The organism is Synechococcus sp. WH 7805, assembly GCF_000153285.1.
Classification (GTDB): Bacteria; Cyanobacteriota; Cyanobacteriia; order PCC-6307; family Cyanobiaceae; genus Synechococcus_C.
Genome location: NZ_CH724168.1, coordinates 2,354,990 through 2,369,447 on the forward strand (window position 1 = coordinate 2,354,990; position 14,458 = coordinate 2,369,447).

Annotated in this window: 18 protein-coding genes and 1 tRNA gene; 8 read left to right on the forward strand and 11 right to left on the reverse strand. The window is 62.9% G+C overall.

What is annotated here, in order from left to right; all coding sequences use genetic code 11:
* The 4 genes from lpxA (at position 1) to WH7805_RS11945 (ending at position 3,022) form a co-directional block, all read left to right on the forward strand.
* The gene (gene lpxA / locus WH7805_RS11930) at positions 1 to 855 is read left to right on the forward strand and encodes an acyl-ACP--UDP-N-acetylglucosamine O-acyltransferase (protein WP_006043371.1); all 855 of its coding nucleotides are present in this window, start codon (positions 1 to 3) and stop codon (positions 853 to 855) included.
* Entirely contained in the window at positions 855 to 2,048 is a 1,194-nt protein-coding gene (gene lpxB / locus WH7805_RS11935; protein WP_006043372.1) for a lipid-A-disaccharide synthase, read from the forward strand. The genes lpxA and lpxB overlap by 1 nt, the downstream gene beginning before the upstream one ends.
* Positions 2,048 to 2,683: a peptide-methionine (S)-S-oxide reductase MsrA gene (gene msrA / locus WH7805_RS11940; protein WP_006043373.1), complete on the forward strand. Its 636-nt coding sequence runs from the start codon at positions 2,048 to 2,050 to the stop codon at positions 2,681 to 2,683. The genes lpxB and msrA overlap by 1 nt, the downstream gene beginning before the upstream one ends.
* Positions 2,684 to 2,839: 156 nt before the next feature.
* On the forward strand, positions 2,840 to 3,022 hold the full coding sequence (locus tag WH7805_RS11945) for a hypothetical protein (RefSeq protein ID WP_006043374.1): 183 nt from the start codon (positions 2,840 to 2,842) through the stop codon (positions 3,020 to 3,022).
* Here the strand turns inward: WH7805_RS11945 and WH7805_RS11950 are convergent.
* The 5 genes from WH7805_RS11950 to WH7805_RS11970 are packed head-to-tail and all read right to left on the reverse strand — an operon-like array spanning position 3,019 to position 6,783.
* Positions 3,019 to 3,267 (reverse strand): hypothetical protein, encoded by a 249-nt coding sequence (locus tag WH7805_RS11950; protein ID WP_038004716.1) that lies wholly within the window; start codon positions 3,265 to 3,267, stop codon positions 3,019 to 3,021. The genes WH7805_RS11945 and WH7805_RS11950 overlap by 4 nt on opposite strands.
* Before the next feature lie 24 nt (positions 3,268 to 3,291).
* Positions 3,292 to 4,782, reverse strand: coding sequence for a leucyl aminopeptidase (locus WH7805_RS11955; protein ID WP_006043376.1), 1,491 nt, complete (start codon positions 4,780 to 4,782; stop codon positions 3,292 to 3,294).
* A gap of 37 nt (positions 4,783 to 4,819) precedes the next feature.
* On the reverse strand, positions 4,820 to 5,407 hold the full coding sequence (locus WH7805_RS11960; protein WP_006043377.1) for a hypothetical protein: 588 nt from the start codon (positions 5,405 to 5,407) through the stop codon (positions 4,820 to 4,822).
* Between the two features lie 4 nt (positions 5,408 to 5,411).
* On the reverse strand, positions 5,412 to 5,963 hold the full coding sequence (locus tag WH7805_RS11965; RefSeq protein ID WP_006043378.1) for a type II secretion system protein GspK: 552 nt from the start codon (positions 5,961 to 5,963) through the stop codon (positions 5,412 to 5,414).
* 34 nt (positions 5,964 to 5,997) lie between these two features.
* Positions 5,998 to 6,783, reverse strand: a complete 786-nt coding sequence (locus tag WH7805_RS11970) for a response regulator transcription factor (RefSeq protein WP_006043379.1) — start codon at positions 6,781 to 6,783, stop codon at positions 5,998 to 6,000.
* A gap of 68 nt (positions 6,784 to 6,851) precedes the next feature.
* On the opposite strand from WH7805_RS11970, the gene WH7805_RS11975 reads away from it, so the two are divergent.
* The gene (locus WH7805_RS11975) at positions 6,852 to 7,178 is read left to right on the forward strand and encodes a DUF1825 family protein (RefSeq protein WP_006043380.1); all 327 of its coding nucleotides are present in this window, start codon (positions 6,852 to 6,854) and stop codon (positions 7,176 to 7,178) included.
* Between the two features lie 41 nt (positions 7,179 to 7,219).
* Entirely contained in the window at positions 7,220 to 8,464 is a 1,245-nt protein-coding gene (tyrS, locus tag WH7805_RS11980) for a tyrosine--tRNA ligase (protein WP_038004718.1), read from the forward strand.
* A gap of 328 nt (positions 8,465 to 8,792) precedes the next feature.
* Here tyrS and WH7805_RS11990 read toward each other — a convergent pair whose 3' ends face one another.
* On the reverse strand, positions 8,793 to 9,230 hold the full coding sequence (locus WH7805_RS11990) for a cupin domain-containing protein (protein ID WP_006043383.1): 438 nt from the start codon (positions 9,228 to 9,230) through the stop codon (positions 8,793 to 8,795).
* Between the two features lie 25 nt (positions 9,231 to 9,255).
* Between WH7805_RS11990 and pyrF the strand changes: the two genes are divergently transcribed.
* On the forward strand, positions 9,256 to 10,008 hold the full coding sequence (gene pyrF / locus WH7805_RS11995) for an orotidine-5'-phosphate decarboxylase (protein ID WP_369776006.1): 753 nt from the start codon (positions 9,256 to 9,258) through the stop codon (positions 10,006 to 10,008).
* 54 nt (positions 10,009 to 10,062) lie between these two features.
* Here the strand turns inward: pyrF and plsY are convergent, their stop codons facing one another.
* The 5 genes from plsY to WH7805_RS12020 all read right to left on the reverse strand — a co-directional run bounded on the left by plsY (position 10,063) and on the right by WH7805_RS12020 (position 14,287).
* The gene (gene plsY, locus WH7805_RS12000) at positions 10,063 to 10,674 is read right to left on the reverse strand and encodes a glycerol-3-phosphate 1-O-acyltransferase PlsY (RefSeq protein WP_006043385.1); all 612 of its coding nucleotides are present in this window, start codon (positions 10,672 to 10,674) and stop codon (positions 10,063 to 10,065) included.
* Positions 10,674 to 11,612: a DUF3086 domain-containing protein gene (locus WH7805_RS12005; protein WP_006043386.1), complete on the reverse strand. Its 939-nt coding sequence runs from the start codon at positions 11,610 to 11,612 to the stop codon at positions 10,674 to 10,676. Before WH7805_RS12005 ends, plsY begins: the two co-directional genes overlap by 1 nt.
* Positions 11,613 to 11,713: 101 nt before the next feature.
* Complete coding sequence (locus WH7805_RS12010) at positions 11,714 to 12,145, reverse strand: DUF3119 family protein (RefSeq protein ID WP_006043387.1); 432 nt, start codon at positions 12,143 to 12,145, stop codon at positions 11,714 to 11,716.
* Positions 12,146 to 12,158: 13 nt separating this feature from the next.
* The gene (locus WH7805_RS12015) at positions 12,159 to 12,932 is read right to left on the reverse strand and encodes an ABC transporter permease (RefSeq protein ID WP_006043388.1); all 774 of its coding nucleotides are present in this window, start codon (positions 12,930 to 12,932) and stop codon (positions 12,159 to 12,161) included.
* On the reverse strand, positions 12,929 to 14,287 hold the full coding sequence (locus WH7805_RS12020) for an MFS transporter (RefSeq protein ID WP_050752042.1): 1,359 nt from the start codon (positions 14,285 to 14,287) through the stop codon (positions 12,929 to 12,931). The genes WH7805_RS12015 and WH7805_RS12020 overlap by 4 nt, the downstream gene beginning before the upstream one ends.
* Positions 14,288 to 14,381: 94 nt before the next feature.
* Here WH7805_RS12020 and WH7805_RS12025 point away from each other — a divergent pair.
* Positions 14,382 to 14,452, forward strand: a tRNA-Gly gene (locus tag WH7805_RS12025).
* Positions 14,453 to 14,458: the final 6 nt, after the last annotated feature.

The window sequence follows — 14,458 nt, forward strand, 5'->3', positions numbered from 1 at the left end:
ATGATGAGCGAACAGCGTTCCACTGTTGTGACTGCCGAGAGCCGGCCTGCCCAGGTCCACCCCCTCGCTGTTGTCGATCCGCGCGCCGAGCTTGCAGCTGGTGTGGTGATCGGTCCTGGTGCCGTCGTCGGTCCCGATGTCCAGATTGGTGCTCACTCTTGGGTCGGCCCCAATGTCGTTCTGGATGGCCGCCTGATCATCGGAGAGCACAACAAGATCTATCCGGGTGCCTGCTTGGGGCAGGAACCACAGGATCTGAAATACAAGGGCGCGCCCACAGAGGTGGTCATCGGCAATCACAACACCATTCGCGAGTGCGTCACGATCAATAGGGCTACTGATGAGGGCGAGCAGACTCGGATCGGTGACCACAACTTATTGATGGCTTACTGCCATCTCGGCCATAACTGTGAATTGGGCAACGGCATCGTGATGTCCAACAGCATTCAGGTGGCAGGTCATGTCTTGATCGAGGATCACGCTGTGATCGGGGGGTGCCTCGGCATTCATCAGTTTGTGCAGATCGGTGGCATGGCAATGGTGGGTGGCATGACACGGGTCGATCGTGATGTCCCCCCTTACTGCCTTGTGGAGGGACACCCCGGACGGGTGCGCGGACTGAACCGGGTGGGATTGCGCCGGCGGGGCCTTGATCGCAAGGACGATGGCCAGGACCTCAAGCAACTGCAGGAGATCTGGTCGCTGCTGTATCGCTCCGACCATGTGATTGCCGAGGGCCTCAAACTGGCTCGAGAGCAGTCCCTCCTGCCTCTGGCGGATCACCTCTGCACCTTCCTTGAAGGGTCCATTACCTCTGGGCGTCGTGGTCCAATGCCGGCAGTTGGCTCTCGTTGATGGTGCGATTGCTGATCAGCACCGGTGAGGTGTCGGGAGATCTGCAGGGAAGTCTGTTGATCGAGGCCCTGCACCGGCAGGCCTCCCTCAGAGGGTTGGATCTGGAGGTGCTGGCTCTCGGCGGCAGCCGGATGCAGGCGGCTGGAGCGGAACTGCTGGCGGATACGTCGCCGATGGGGGCGATTGGCCTGTGGGAGGCCCTTCCTCTGGTGATGCCCACCCTCAAGCTGCAGGCCCGCGTGGATCAAGTGCTGCAGCAGCGTCCACCGGATGGGGTGGTGTTGATCGATTACATGGGGGCGAATGTGCGCCTAGGCAACAGTTTGCGGCGGCGGTTGCCGTCGGTTCCGATCACTTACTACATCGCACCGCAGGAGTGGGCCTGGCGCATCGGTGACGGAGGTACCACCCAGCTGCTGAAGTTCACCGATCGGATTCTGGCCATTTTTCCGGAGGAAGCTTCGTTCTATGCCAGTCGGGGGGCAGATGTGACGTGGGTTGGCCACCCCCTCCTCGACAGTGTGGCCAACCGTCCGGACCGGGTCGCCGCCCGCGCGCGGCTGTCGCTGCCGCCGGAAGGCCGGCTGCTCTTGTTATTTCCAGCATCCAGGCCCCAGGAGTTGAAGTACCTGATGCCGGTGTTGGTGCAGGCGGCAGCCCGGCTACAAGCTCGCGATCCCTCCTTGGATGTGATGGTTCCTGCCGGACTGGCCTCCTTTGAACAGCCCCTCAAGGAGGCCCTGTCTGCTGCTGGTGTGCGGGCCTCCGTGGTGCCGGCCGCAGAGGCCGACACCATGAAGCCGTGGTTGTTCGCGGCGGCGGATCTGGCCCTGGGCAAATCAGGCACGGTGAATGTGGAACTGGCGCTCCATGGAGTGCCCCAGGTGGTGGGGTATCGGGTGAGCCGGGTTACGGCCTGGGTGGCACGCCATCTGCTGCGCTTTCAGGTGAAGCACATCTCTCCAGTGAATCTGCTGCTGGATGAGCGCCTGGTGCCGGAGCTCCTGCAGGATGCCTTTGATGCCGACCAACTCGTGGAGTTAGCGGCACCGCTTCTGGATAACCCCGCCGCGCGGGAGGTCATGTTGAGTGGCTACAAACGGCTCACAGAAACGCTTGGCAAACCCGGTGTCACCGATCGCGCCGCCTGCGCCATTCTCGACCAGCTTCCCCCCACCCCAACCGCCTCGTGATGCGCCTCGTTCTGCCTCTGCTCATGGTGGGAGCCCTGCTTCTCGGGGCTCCAGGTTCCGTGTTCGCGGCCGTGGAGAATGCCGTGCTTGCTGGGGGCTGTTTCTGGTGCTTAGAGAGTGACCTGGAGAAACTTCCCGGGGTGCTTTCGGTGGAGAGTGGCTACAGCGGTGGGACTGTGGCCCGGCCCACGTACCGGCAGGTGACGAGCGAGACCACCGGTCATCAGGAGGTGGTGGAGGTGCGGTTCGATCCTGCCAAGATCAGTTATCCCCGCCTGTTGCAGTCGTATTGGCGCAATGTGGATCCCTTCGATGGCGGTGGTCAGTTCTGCGACCGCGGCGATTCCTATCGGCCGGTGATTTTTATTAACAGTGAGGCGCAGGCTCAGAGTGCTCGGGCTAGCAGGGCTGCGGTTGCCAGGGAACTGGGGGTGCCTGAATCGAAGCTCAAAGTCGAGATCAAGCCTCTTAAGACGTTCTGGCCCGCTGAGAGCTACCACCAGAACTACGCCAAAACCAACACGCTCCGCTACCGCTTCTACCGGTTCAGCTGCGGTCGTGACCGCCGGCTCGATGAGGTATGGGGCAGTAAAGCCCGCAGCGGTGGTCCATGGAGCACGCCGGCGAAGCGTTGACAACGCCCGTTGATCTGGCGTAGTGAAATCTGAGGAAATTCTGTAGTCGCAGGTACGTTCTGACTCACTGACTTCTCAGTGAAGGTGCGGGTTTTACCCTCTCCTCTGCCTAGATAGATCTGCGTACCATGGCACCGGAACGAGTAGGAGGTCTGTATGTATCTGCTGACCATCAAAGACGGTCTTGTGACTCGTCACGTTGGTCCTTACCCATCGCCGAAACAGGCTTCCGACGATCTCGATCGGGTGATGGCCAGTTGTTCGGAACGGGCCCGCTGGCAGATTCATGCCCTCGAACACCCGTTATCAGTGGTCAAAACTGCGGCCTTGGCTTCCTAGGGCGAGCCTTGATCGGAGCGCCGGCCGGGATAGCCGCGCAGAAGGCCAGATTCGATCATCAGACCCACTCCAGTGTTGATGGCAATCAGGCTGAGGGTTCCATACCAGAACCAGGGGCCTCGGTCCTGACCGAGCATCTGAACAATGCGGCGACTGATGGCTTCACCGAAGAGGCAAAGCCCTGCTGGAAGCAGCAATACCCCTAACTGGGCTCGGATATACCAACGCAAGGGTTTGGAGGCCATGGCGTGTGGTGACTATCCACGAACTTAAGTGCCAGTGGTCCCGGCTTGGTTGCGGATCCAGTTCACAAGGGTGCGAACCCCGTAGCCGGTGGCTCCCGATGGGTTAAGGCCTCGGCCCTTGTCGCTCCAGACCGTGCCGGCGATATCGATGTGAGCCCAGGGAATGCCAGCATCCACAAATTCTTTGAGGAACAGGGCAGCTGTGATCGAACCGCCCGGCCGTGGGCCGGTGTTTTTCATGTCCGCCAGCAGTGATTTGAGTCCTTTGCGGTAGGGACTGTGCAGCGGCATGCGCCAGAGACCTTCGCCGGAGGCCATGGCGGCCTGCTCCAGATTCGAGGCGAGGGTGTCGTCGCTGGTCCAGAGGCCAGCAATCTCCTCCCCGAGGGCAATCACGCAAGCACCTGTGAGCGTTGCGAGGTCGACGATGGCGTCAGGCTTGAGCTTGCAGGCATACACCAGAGCATCGGCGAGGGTCAGCCGCCCCTCGGCATCGGTGTTGTTGATTTCAATCGTGGTGCCGTTGGAGGCGGTGACGATGTCGCCGGGGTGCACGGCGGAGCCATTGATCATGTTTTCGCAGGAGGCCACCAGCATGTGCACTTCCACACCGGCGGGACGAAGCTCGGCGATCGCCCGCATCGCGCCGATCACGGCAGCACTACCACCCATGTCGTACTTCATCATGTCGATCTGAGCGGCACCCACCTTGAGGTTGTATCCACCTGAATCGAAGGTGAGTCCCTTGCCCACCAGCACCAAACGCCTCTTCACCTCATCGTTGGGTCGGTAGGTGAGATGGATGAATTTGGGATCCATATCCGACCCCTGGCACACCGAGAGGAAGGAGCCCATGCCGCGTTCTTCGCAATCGGACCGCTCGAGGATGGTGAGCTCAAGGCCATGTTCATGGGCCAGGTGGCTTGCGGTGCGTGCCAGTTCCTCCGGAGTGACACTGTTGGGAGGTGCGGCGACCAGCTCACGGGCCAGCTCCACGCCGGCACACACAGGATGAACGGCTTCCAGTCCGTGGGCGAACCCTCCGGGTAGAGGTCCCAGTAGCTCAAGTTGGTCGGGTCTGGGGCTGGGTTCGGGCTTGCTGCGGAAGCGGTCGTCGCTGTAAAGCGCTAAACGCACCGCTTCAGCTGCGGCGGCGGCATCCTCTTCCGGAGTTTCGTTGCTCCAGGGGAGCAGCAGGCCCAGGGTTCCGACCTGACCGATGGCAGCCCCTGCTGCGGCAGCCGCTGCCAGGCGCAGTCCGTCACGATCGACGTCATCGGCGGCCCCCAGTCCCACCAGCACCAAGGTTGTGCAGTCACCTCGCAATAAAGGCAAGCTGACGCAGTCGCCGGGCTTGCCGCTGAAAGGTTTCTGCTTCAGCCAGTCGGCGAGCTGAAGGCTGAAGCGCTGCTCCATCGTGGCCACCAGCCCCTGGGGGTCGTTCTCAACGATGCCGAGGGCCAGAACGGAACCGCTCCAGGCCTCAGGTGTGGCCGGAGAGAGGGAGATCTTCATAGGAAGCCGATGCCTGCACCGATGCTAGAAGCCACCCTCAGGCCGCCTGGAAAGGGGTAGCCCATCGCTCTCGTGTTTCCTTGTTGAAGGGTGGGTGCCAGCGCTGGATCAGTGTTTGCTCCAGCTGCCGGCGAGGCCGGGTGGCCTTGGGTACATCGCTCCAGAAGCGGATGCTGGTGCTGCAGTGCAGACCACAGGCCCTGCAGGCTTCTTCATAAGCGGCTAGGTAAGCCTTGCAGTCGTGATCTCCCTTCCAGCGGCGATCGGCCGCCATCGTTTCCCCGATATAAAGAAGCAGGGGATGCTTGAGGTCGACTGGTCGGTCCATCACGAGGTAAAGAGCCGCTCCCCGATGCGGCCCTTGTGGCCAGCGCCAGAAACTCAGCGGAAGCGGTTTGAGTTGTAGAGGGTCAAAGTTCGCGAGCGGATCCTGCTCTGCCTCGAACAGGCCAACCTGCAGCGCGTCCGGCGGGGTTGGCTGAAACAGTGGTGCCTGGAAGGCATGCACCCGTTGCTGCCAGCGGCGCATCTGGGTCGTCGTGATCGCCAGCTCTGCGCTGGTGCTGGCCTCGCTGGCCGGGGGGGGTAGAGCAAAGAGATCGCCCTGGCGGTGTGCATCAGCCATGGCATCAACTCCGCGGCGGCAGGCTGGGGCCGCGGGGCCTAGCCCCGAAGCTCACCCGGCCGATCAAGGCTTCGACTGCATCGGGCGGTAAACACAGCCGTTCCTGCAGGTCTGCCAGGTGCTGGAAGGGCTGACGTCGTCGCTCGCTGATCAATCGCTGCAGTCGCTCCTCCGGCCATCCCAGCCCGGCAGCCAAAAGGGAAGGGCTCTCGGCATTGAGATCCAGTGTCGTCTGATCCGGCAGCAATGGTGCGTCGCCATGCCAGCGGAACACCAGATGGGGCCGCCACTGGTCGCAGAGCTTCGGCGGAAGCTCGAGCAGACGGGCCAGATCCTCCAGCTGACTGAACTGCACCCCGCCTTGCTGTAGACGCATCAGCAGGTCAATCATGGCGTCGCTGCAACCTGGAAGTTGGCGCCAGTCGTCGGCTGCGGCACGGTTCACATCGATGCACCAGCGAGGTTCTTCCGCCGCACGTTTCGGATCAGGCGGCAGATCGCCGATGGCCTGGAGCACCTTGCGCGCCAGGGGATCGAGCCAGTGCCGGCGGGCCATTGCCGCGTGTCTCCAAAGCAGCCTGGTCTGGACCCTAGGTCCAGCGGGGCGGTCTGGCGGGGACCTGCACCAGTCCCTCACGGAAGGCGGTCACCACCGCCGCGGTGCGGTCCTTGGCAGGCAGCTTGCGCAGCAGGCTGCTCACGTGGCTTTTCACGGTCTCGATGGACACCAGCAGGTCTTCGGCGATCTCCAGATTGGTCATGCCACGGCATAGCCCGCGCAGCACGTCTTCTTCGCGCATTGTTAGGTCCTGCAGGGGCAGCTGCTGGCCGCCGCTGCTGCTGAGCCGGCTGTGGTGGAGCACACCGCTGATTACAGGATCGAGATATTGACCATCGCTATCGATGGCGGTGAGGGCGGTGGCCACCGCTCCAGTGCCAGCGCTCTGAACGGCGCAGATGCCATGGCATCCGGCCTCGATCGCGTCCAGGATCGTGCGGGCGATTGGCCTGCGCAGCAGGATCAGGGCCTTGAGCTCGGGCTGAACAGCAAGGGCGCGCCGCACCAAGCTGATGCCGCTGCCGCTTTCCAGCAGGTCAGTGCACAGCAGCAGGCTGGCTGCGTGGCTCTGAATGTTGCCGAGGCAGTCGTCTTCGCTGGTGCAGGCGGCCACCAAAGGCCCCTGACCTTCGAACCAGATCGTCCAGCTGGCGAGCAGCACAGGGTCGGCGGTGGCGATGGCGCTGCGGCTGCGCCGCAGCAGGCTGTGGCCCTGACGGGATTGCTGCTGCAGAGAGGGGATCCGGGAGCTGAGATCCATCGGGAGAAACGGTCGGGAACCAAGGCCGCTGGCGTTTTCATGGTGGCTCGAATCCATGGGCGTGGATCCGCACTGTCAGTGACGGCTGCCATTGTTCAGAATTTCTCAAGTAAACGGATGGAGCCATGGCGTTCTTCGACTCCGAAATCGTGCAGGAGGAAGCCAAGCGGCTGTTCGGCGATTACCAGCAACTGATGCAGCTGGGCTCCGATTACGGCAAGTTCGACCGTGAGGGCAAGAAGAAATTCATCGACACGATGGAGGAGCTGATGGAGCGCTACCGGGTGTTTATGAAACGCTTTGAGCTTTCGGAAGACTTCCAGGCCAAGCTCACAGTGGAGCAGCTGCGCACCCAGCTGGGGCAATTCGGGATCACTCCGGAACAGATGTTCGAGCAGATGCACGGCACGCTGGAGCGAATGAAGAGCCAGCTGGATCTGCCCCCCAGCTGAGGCGACCCGTACGATTCAGCCCGCAACCGCCCCGCCTGTCCATGGCCCCGACCCCGTCATTGCCGGCTTGGCTGTCAAGAGGCATGGCTGATCTCTTCCCAGCGGGCGATCCCGCTGATGCCGATCAGGCTTTGGCGGCGCGTCTGGCGAAGGCTGAGACGGACGGCAGGCCACTGCGGGTGAAATTGGGCATCGATCCCACCGGCAGCAGCATCCATCTGGGCCACAGCATCCTGTTCCGCAAGCTGCGGGCCTTCCAGGATGCGGGCCATACGGCGGTTCTGATCATCGGCGATTTCACGGCACGGATCGGTGATCCCACCGGCAAAAGCGACACCCGGGTGCAGCTCACGGCTGAGCAGGTGGACGCCAATGCCGCCACCTATCTCGCCCAGCTGGGCCAGGGTCAGCCGAAGGACATGGCCCTGCTGGATTTCGAGACACCGGGCCGTCTGGAGGTGCGCCGCAACAGCGAATGGCTGGAGGAGATGGACCTGCCAGCCGTGATCAACCTGCTGGGGACGGCCACCGTTGGCCAGATGCTGGCGAAGGACGACTTCTCCAAGCGCTACGGCAGTGGCACGCCCATTGCCCTGCATGAGTTTCTCTATCCCTTGCTGCAGGGTTACGACTCGGTAGCGGTGAACGCCGATGTGGAGCTGGGGGGCACCGATCAGAAGTTCAACGTGGCCATGGGCCGCGATTTGCAGCGCCATTTTGGCAAGGGCACCCAGTTCGGCTTGCTGCTGCCAATTCTGGTGGGTCTAGATGGTGTGCAGAAGATGAGCAAGAGCCTCGGCAACGTGGTGGGTCTGGAGGAAGATCCGCTGTCGATGTACTCCAAGCTCGAGAAGGTTGGCGATGGGGCGATTAACGACTACGTGACCTTGCTCACCGATCTGGATCTGGCGGTGTTGCCGGAGAATCCGCGCGAGAAGCAGAAGGCGATGGCTCTGGCGGTGACCGCCAGCCGTCATGGACTGGCGGCAGCCGAGAAAGCCCAGAGCGATGCCGCCACCCTGGTGGGCGGAGCTGGTGATGCGGCGGCAGAGGTACCCGAGGCCTCCTTGGAGCAGGTGAACTTCCCGGCCAAGGCCTTCTATCTGCTCAGTGCCGTGGGTATCTGCGCCAGCAGCAGCGAGGCGCGCCGCCAGATCAAGGGCGGTGCGGTGCGGCTCGAAGGGGAGAAGATCAGCGATCCCAACCAGGAGTTCGCCTCAGCGGAGGAGTTGGAGGGCAAGGTGCTGCAGCTGGGCAAGAAAACCTTCCGGCGGCTGACCGCCTGATCAACCCGTTTTTCCCCATTGGGGGGATCCGCTGATGGGATGCCAGCGCTTGACGCTGAGTTCAGATCAGATGCGCAGATTGCCGTTGATTTTTTGGCGTATTGGCAATCGGAGTTGACGGGCGATGTCACTGTCCCAGAGTTCATGCGAAGGTCTGAAGCGCAGCGTGAGTATCTGTCTTTTATCGAGCAAACGACTGGCCTCAAGCTGCTGCCACCTGCAGCCTGAACGTCGTCAGGGTTAGTGCTGCCATTCTCGGATTGCTTCTGGATTACAGGGCTTAAGCGGTGACGGCGAGTCGTTTGGGCTCAGAGCGAGCGGTTTGGGCTCAGAGCGAGCGCAGCACCTCAAGATCCTCGGGTTCGAGGGCAGTGGGAACGCCCCGGCGCAGGGTCTCCGAGAAGCCCTCATCGCGGTTGAGCACAGTGAGTAGGTAGAGGCGGTCGGGACCAGGATTTTCGAAATCGTGGATGGCATCGGCAGGAACCACCACGAAGTCGCCGGTATTCGCCGTGATCGAGCGTTCCTCGATGTGGAAGATCACCGTCCCCCGCAGCACGAAATAAAACTCTGCGGAGTGATGGTGGGTGTGCAACGGCACCCGATCGCAGGGATCATGGATTTCCAGAAACAGGCTGACCGCTTCTCCAGAGCCGCGGTCGTCATCCCCATCGGCGGGTGAGCTGAGCAGGGCGAGAAAACAGTGGTCCTGATCGTTAAAGCGGTAACCCTGCAGCTGTTCAGGGTGAATGATGCGCGGCAGCATGGCCCGGGGCCGGTGTGGATTCAGGATGGATGCTGCTCGTGTAGCTGTCTTGGCTCCGTTGCGTTCTGCTCACCCTGCCGATCGGATCATCGTGGCCCTGGATGGCATGGCCCCACCTCAGGCCCTGGCGTTCGCAGCTCAGGTGCAAGGGCTGCGCTGGGTGAAGGTTGGCCTGGAGTTGTTCGTGCAGGCTGGGCCTGAGGTGGTGACCCAGCTGCGCGATCGGGGCCTGCGCGTGTTTCTGGATCTCAAATTTCACGACATTCCGGCAACGATGGCGGGAGCCTGCCGGCGGGCCGCGGCGCTGGGGGCCGAGCTGATTACGGTGCATGCCTGCGCCGGCAGCGAAGCACTTAAGGCTGCGCAGGCAGCGTCGGTAGAGGGTGCCCAGCAAGAGGGTCTCAACGCTCCAATTTTGCTAGCGGTGACGGTGCTCACCAGCTGGGAGGAGCAGTGTCTGCAACGGGAACTCGCCATTGCCCAGGGCATCGCCGAACGGGTGCCGGCGTTGGCTCAGCTCTCGGCTGCCGCCGGCATCGGTGGCTGTGTGTGCTCACCTTTGGAGGCCGCGGCATTGCGGGCCCAGCACCCTGAGCCGTTTGCGTTGGTGACGCCGGGGATTCGCCCCAAAGGGGCAGCGGTGGGCGATCAGGCTCGGGTGATGGGGCCTGCCAAAGCGATTGCAGCCGGCGCTAGTCAGCTGGTGATCGGTCGGCCGATCACCAAGGCTGAGGATCCCAGCGCTGCGTTTGCGGCCTGCTGCGATGCCTTGGGTTGACTCTGTTCTGTTCCAACGTCGAAACCTGCAGCTGAGGCCCCCTAACAGCGGCGCTCAAGGTTTCTGTCCCACCTTTGGTTCGCTGCCGTCGATCAGGCGCTGCAGGTTGCTGCGGTGGCGCCAGAGCACCAGCACCATCGCCACCACCGCCACCAGGATGTAAGGGGGGCTGCCAGTGGAGAGCACCATCAGCAGGGGCAGGCTGAGGGCGGCGATCACGCTGGCCAGCGACACGATCCGGCTCAGGCTAAACACGGCCATGAACACCCCGAAGCAGGCCAGGCCCACCGGCCAGGCCAGGCCCAGAAACATCCCGAAGCCGGTGGCCACTGCCTTGCCGCCCTTGAAGCCCAGCCACACCGGCCAGATGTGACCGGCCAGGGCCGCCAGACCAGCCAGCACCTCCAGCCAATTGCGCATCAGCTCCATCCCCACCAGGCCTTCGCTGAGGGCCCGGGCCAGCAGCACAGCCGCCGCTCCCTTGCCCACATCCACTAGAAAAACAACGAGGGCCGGACCCTTGCCCACATTGCGCAGCACGTTGGTGGCGCCGGTGGACCCCGATCCGATCGTGCGCAGGTCGATGCCCTTGCACCAGCGTCCCGCCAGGAAGCCGCTGGGGATGGAACCGAGCAGATAGCCCAGCAGCAAAGAGATGAAGCCCATCACAGCAGGTCGTCGATGGTGTCGGTTTCGCCTGGTCCGGCAGCAAAGGCCAGCCAGAGCGGGAACTGAAGCACGGGAATGTCCACCACCTGTTCTGAGGCATCGATCAGGATCAACGGCACCTCGCCCCGTTCCTCCAGACGGTCGGCCCGTTCCACCAGGGCGTCACCTCGTTCAAAGAGCACGATGCCGCTGTTGGGTCCGAAATCCTCTCGGCTCAGGCCCAGGGCATCCTGCAGGCCCCGTCGCCAGTCGCCGAGCCGTTCGGGTTGGCCTGCCAGCACCAGGGTCTGGAATTGATCGCCGTAGAGCTCACCGATCACCGCGATCAGCGCGGCCGCCAGCAGCACGTTGCGGGGCCGGCTGCCGCGGCTGGGCTGAGCCCCGCGTCCTCCCTGATTGAAGAACCAGTCCTCGAGCACGGCGGTGTCAGCTGCGTCCAGGCTGCGGCGCAGTTTCCAGGGGTCGGCGTAGAAGTCGGGCTGCTCCAGGAAGCCTTTGAGGTTGGCGCGGATCAGCTCCTCGTCGGGGCGGAAGGTGTCGGCCAGTGCCGGTGCTGCGCCTGCGTTGGCCCCCTGATCGGCGGCATCGGCTGCGGCCTGCGCGTCCAGAGGCGAGGGCTGCACCACCACCGGCTGGACCACTAGGTCGAGTGTTTCCACCGACTGGGCCAAGCCCTGGAGGGCACCGCCCAGGTAGTCCTGGAAGCCCTTCACGCGTCGGGCGATCGCATCGGATTGCCCGGCGAAGCTGGCGGCCATCTCCGTTTCCAGCTGCTGTTTGCGTTGCGTTAGGGCCTCGATCTCCTGTTGCAGAGCGTCGCGTCGCTCCTGGAGTTCGGTGAGGGCCAGTTGGATCAGGGGATCGTGGCCCTGGGGTTGAGGGTCTAGCTCCTGGGTGGCCGGGTCTTGTGGCGTCAGATCGGTGTCGTCAGGCATGGCGCACTTGTCCTTTCACTATTCCAGCTGATCGCCGACTATCTGGCACGGTCGGCACGTCTTCGTGTTGGTTTGGTTTCTTTTGCGTAACGTGAGCGTGTTTAATCAGCTGTCTCTCGGGGCTTCGGTGTTTCCAGGGCCCCCACCCGCTGCACCAGCTGCTCGCGTAGTTCCGCTGGGTTAAACAGGATTGGTAGAAAGTGGATGCTGTTCACTTCGCGGAAGTACAGCAGCCCCGGCAACCAGGCTGCAAACAAGCGCCAGCTCTGCCACTCCGTGTAGGGAAAGCGACGCAGTTCGTTCTGTCCCCGCCACACCACCAGCATGTCGGCCGTGAACTCCAGGCGCAGGCTGTAGGTCTGCACAAGCAAAAACAGGCCAAACAGCCCTACCACCAGGGTGGGCCACGGGCGAAGTGGCAGGGGCAACAGCGTGGCGCTGAGCATGATGATCAGCAGCGGCAGCCGCGGACTCGGAGAGATGCTCACCGGATCTTTGCCGGTGGTCGCTGGCGCTGGGGGAGTGTCGCTCATGGAATGTGGAGCCTCAGCCGAAGAGAAGTTGGGTGAGCACGGTATCCATCAGAGCCACAGTCACCAGAATCATCACCACGGCTCCGGTGGTGCTGGTGCCCACCTCCTTCGGGCCGCCCGCTGTGGTCATGCCCCAGCCGCAGGAGAGGACGGCGATCTGTAGGCCGAACACCAGAGCCTTGATCAGCATGAACGGAATGTCATCGGGCATCAGCCAGCTGCGCACCGACGACCAGAACACCTGCGGAGGAATCATGTACAGCTCGGTGCTGCTCCACTGGGCGCTCCAGATGGCCACACCGAAGAACAGAAGGCACTGCACCGGTGCCATGACCACCATGGCGATCAAACGCGGTACCACCAGATACTCCACCGGGTCGGTGCGCAGCATCGTGATCGCATCGATCTGCTCGGTCACCTTCATGGTGCCGAGCTGGGCGGCATAGGCCGTAGCTACCTTGCCCGTGAGCAGGGTGGCGGTGAGCAGCGGCGCGATCTCACGTGCCAGTCCCACCGCCAGCACGCCGCCAACCGTGGCACTGGCGCCCATGCTGCTCAGCTCCTTGGTCACCTGGATGTTGAACACCGTGCCCGCTGCCAGGGAGGTGATGATCACGATCAGGAAGCTTCCCGGTCCTGCCTCCTGTAGTTGATCCAGAAGGTCGACGGTATTAATGCGACCCCGGACGGTGGCGGTCACTGCCTGCCCGCCGATGATCAGGCTGCTCCCAAGCCTGTTCAACCAGCGGGGGGATTTAAAACGAAGCCGGAGCGGGGGGAAGGTCATGCACGTTGCAGGTGAGCGCCGCGGTCGGGCCAGCTTCGCATCACCAAGAGGCCGAACATCACAAGGATGGCGGGAATCAGGCCCATGCTCATGCGAATGGCCAGCAATGCCATGGCCGGCTGTTCGATGAAATCCATGGCCCCACTGCAGGCCTCGCTGGAGATGTAGCCAGTGAGAGACAGCAAGACGCCGAACACGCTCATGCTCACGCCGATAATCAGCTTCTGGCCGAACACCATCCAGGCGGTGTAGAGGCCTGCGGGGTGGGTTGGATCGGCATCGATCGCGTCCGGCAGAAGCGACCAGGGAATCAGGTAGGCGGTGGAGGCTCCAAGCCCCACCAGCATGATCAGGCCGATCAGGGGAATCAGTTCAGCACCGCTTCCGCCGTGCTGCAGCGGTGGGAACGCCATCGACAGCAGACAGGCCAGGATCCAGAGACTTCCGCCCCAGCGCAGCGCTATCAAACGGCCTTTGCGGTTCGACAGCAGGCTCCAGATCTGTAGGCCCGCCAGGGCGCTTAGCTGAAACGGCAGCAGGATCCAGGTGGACAGATTCGGGGGCACGTGCACCACCTGCACCAGCCAGATCAAGGCCACCACCTGCATCAACTGCAGGCCAAACCAAAGCAACAGATACAGCCCCAGAACCATCAAGAAGCGGGGGTTGGAACGGATCCTCTTGAATTGCTCCAGGGGTGGTTCGCTCTGGTTGCTGGGTCGTTGGGCCCGCTTGGCAAACGGGGCCAGACCCCAACAGCAGGCCAGGGTGGCCACGGCGGCGATGGTGCCGGTGATCCGGCCCATGCGCAGGTAGCCCTCGGCGCCATCGCTCAGCACCAGCGAGGCCACAATCAAGCCGCTCAGTCCGGCCAGGATCGACCCCGTGAAGCGCGCGGCATTCAGGCGAGTGCGGATAGAGGTGTCGGGGGTGAGTTCGGTGGAGAGGGCCGCATAGGGCAGATTCACGCTGGTGTAGGCGCTCATCAGCAGGATCGCCATCACCACGTAGTAGAGCGTGCGCTGGGTCAAGTCCCCCTCCGGAACCCACCACATCGCGGCCAAGCTGATTCCCAGGGGCAACGCCGCTCCCAGCATCCAGGGGATGCGTGGTCCCCAGCGGCTTTGGGTGTGGTCGCTCATCCAGCCGATCAAGGGATCGTTGATCGCATCCCACACCTTGATCACAGTGAGCAGCGAGCCGGCAATGAACGCAGGCAGCCCTGCCGCGCAGGTGAAGAATGGGAAGAGATAGAAGCCGAGCTGAGTCGCGGCCAGTCCGGTGCCCGCATCTCCCATCCCGTAGGCGAGCATCAGGCGTTGTCGGGATCCTCCGGGAACGGTGGTCTTGTTCATCAAGCCAGGGGAGGGGGCAGGCGGACCGTCATAATGGTTGAGCATGCATCCAGGAACACCATCCACTTCGGGTGGCCAGTTCGGATGTATTAATGCGGGCGTAGTTTAGTGGTAAAACCTCAGCCTTCCAAGCTGATGATGCGGGTTCGATTCCCGCCGCCCGCTTTGAAA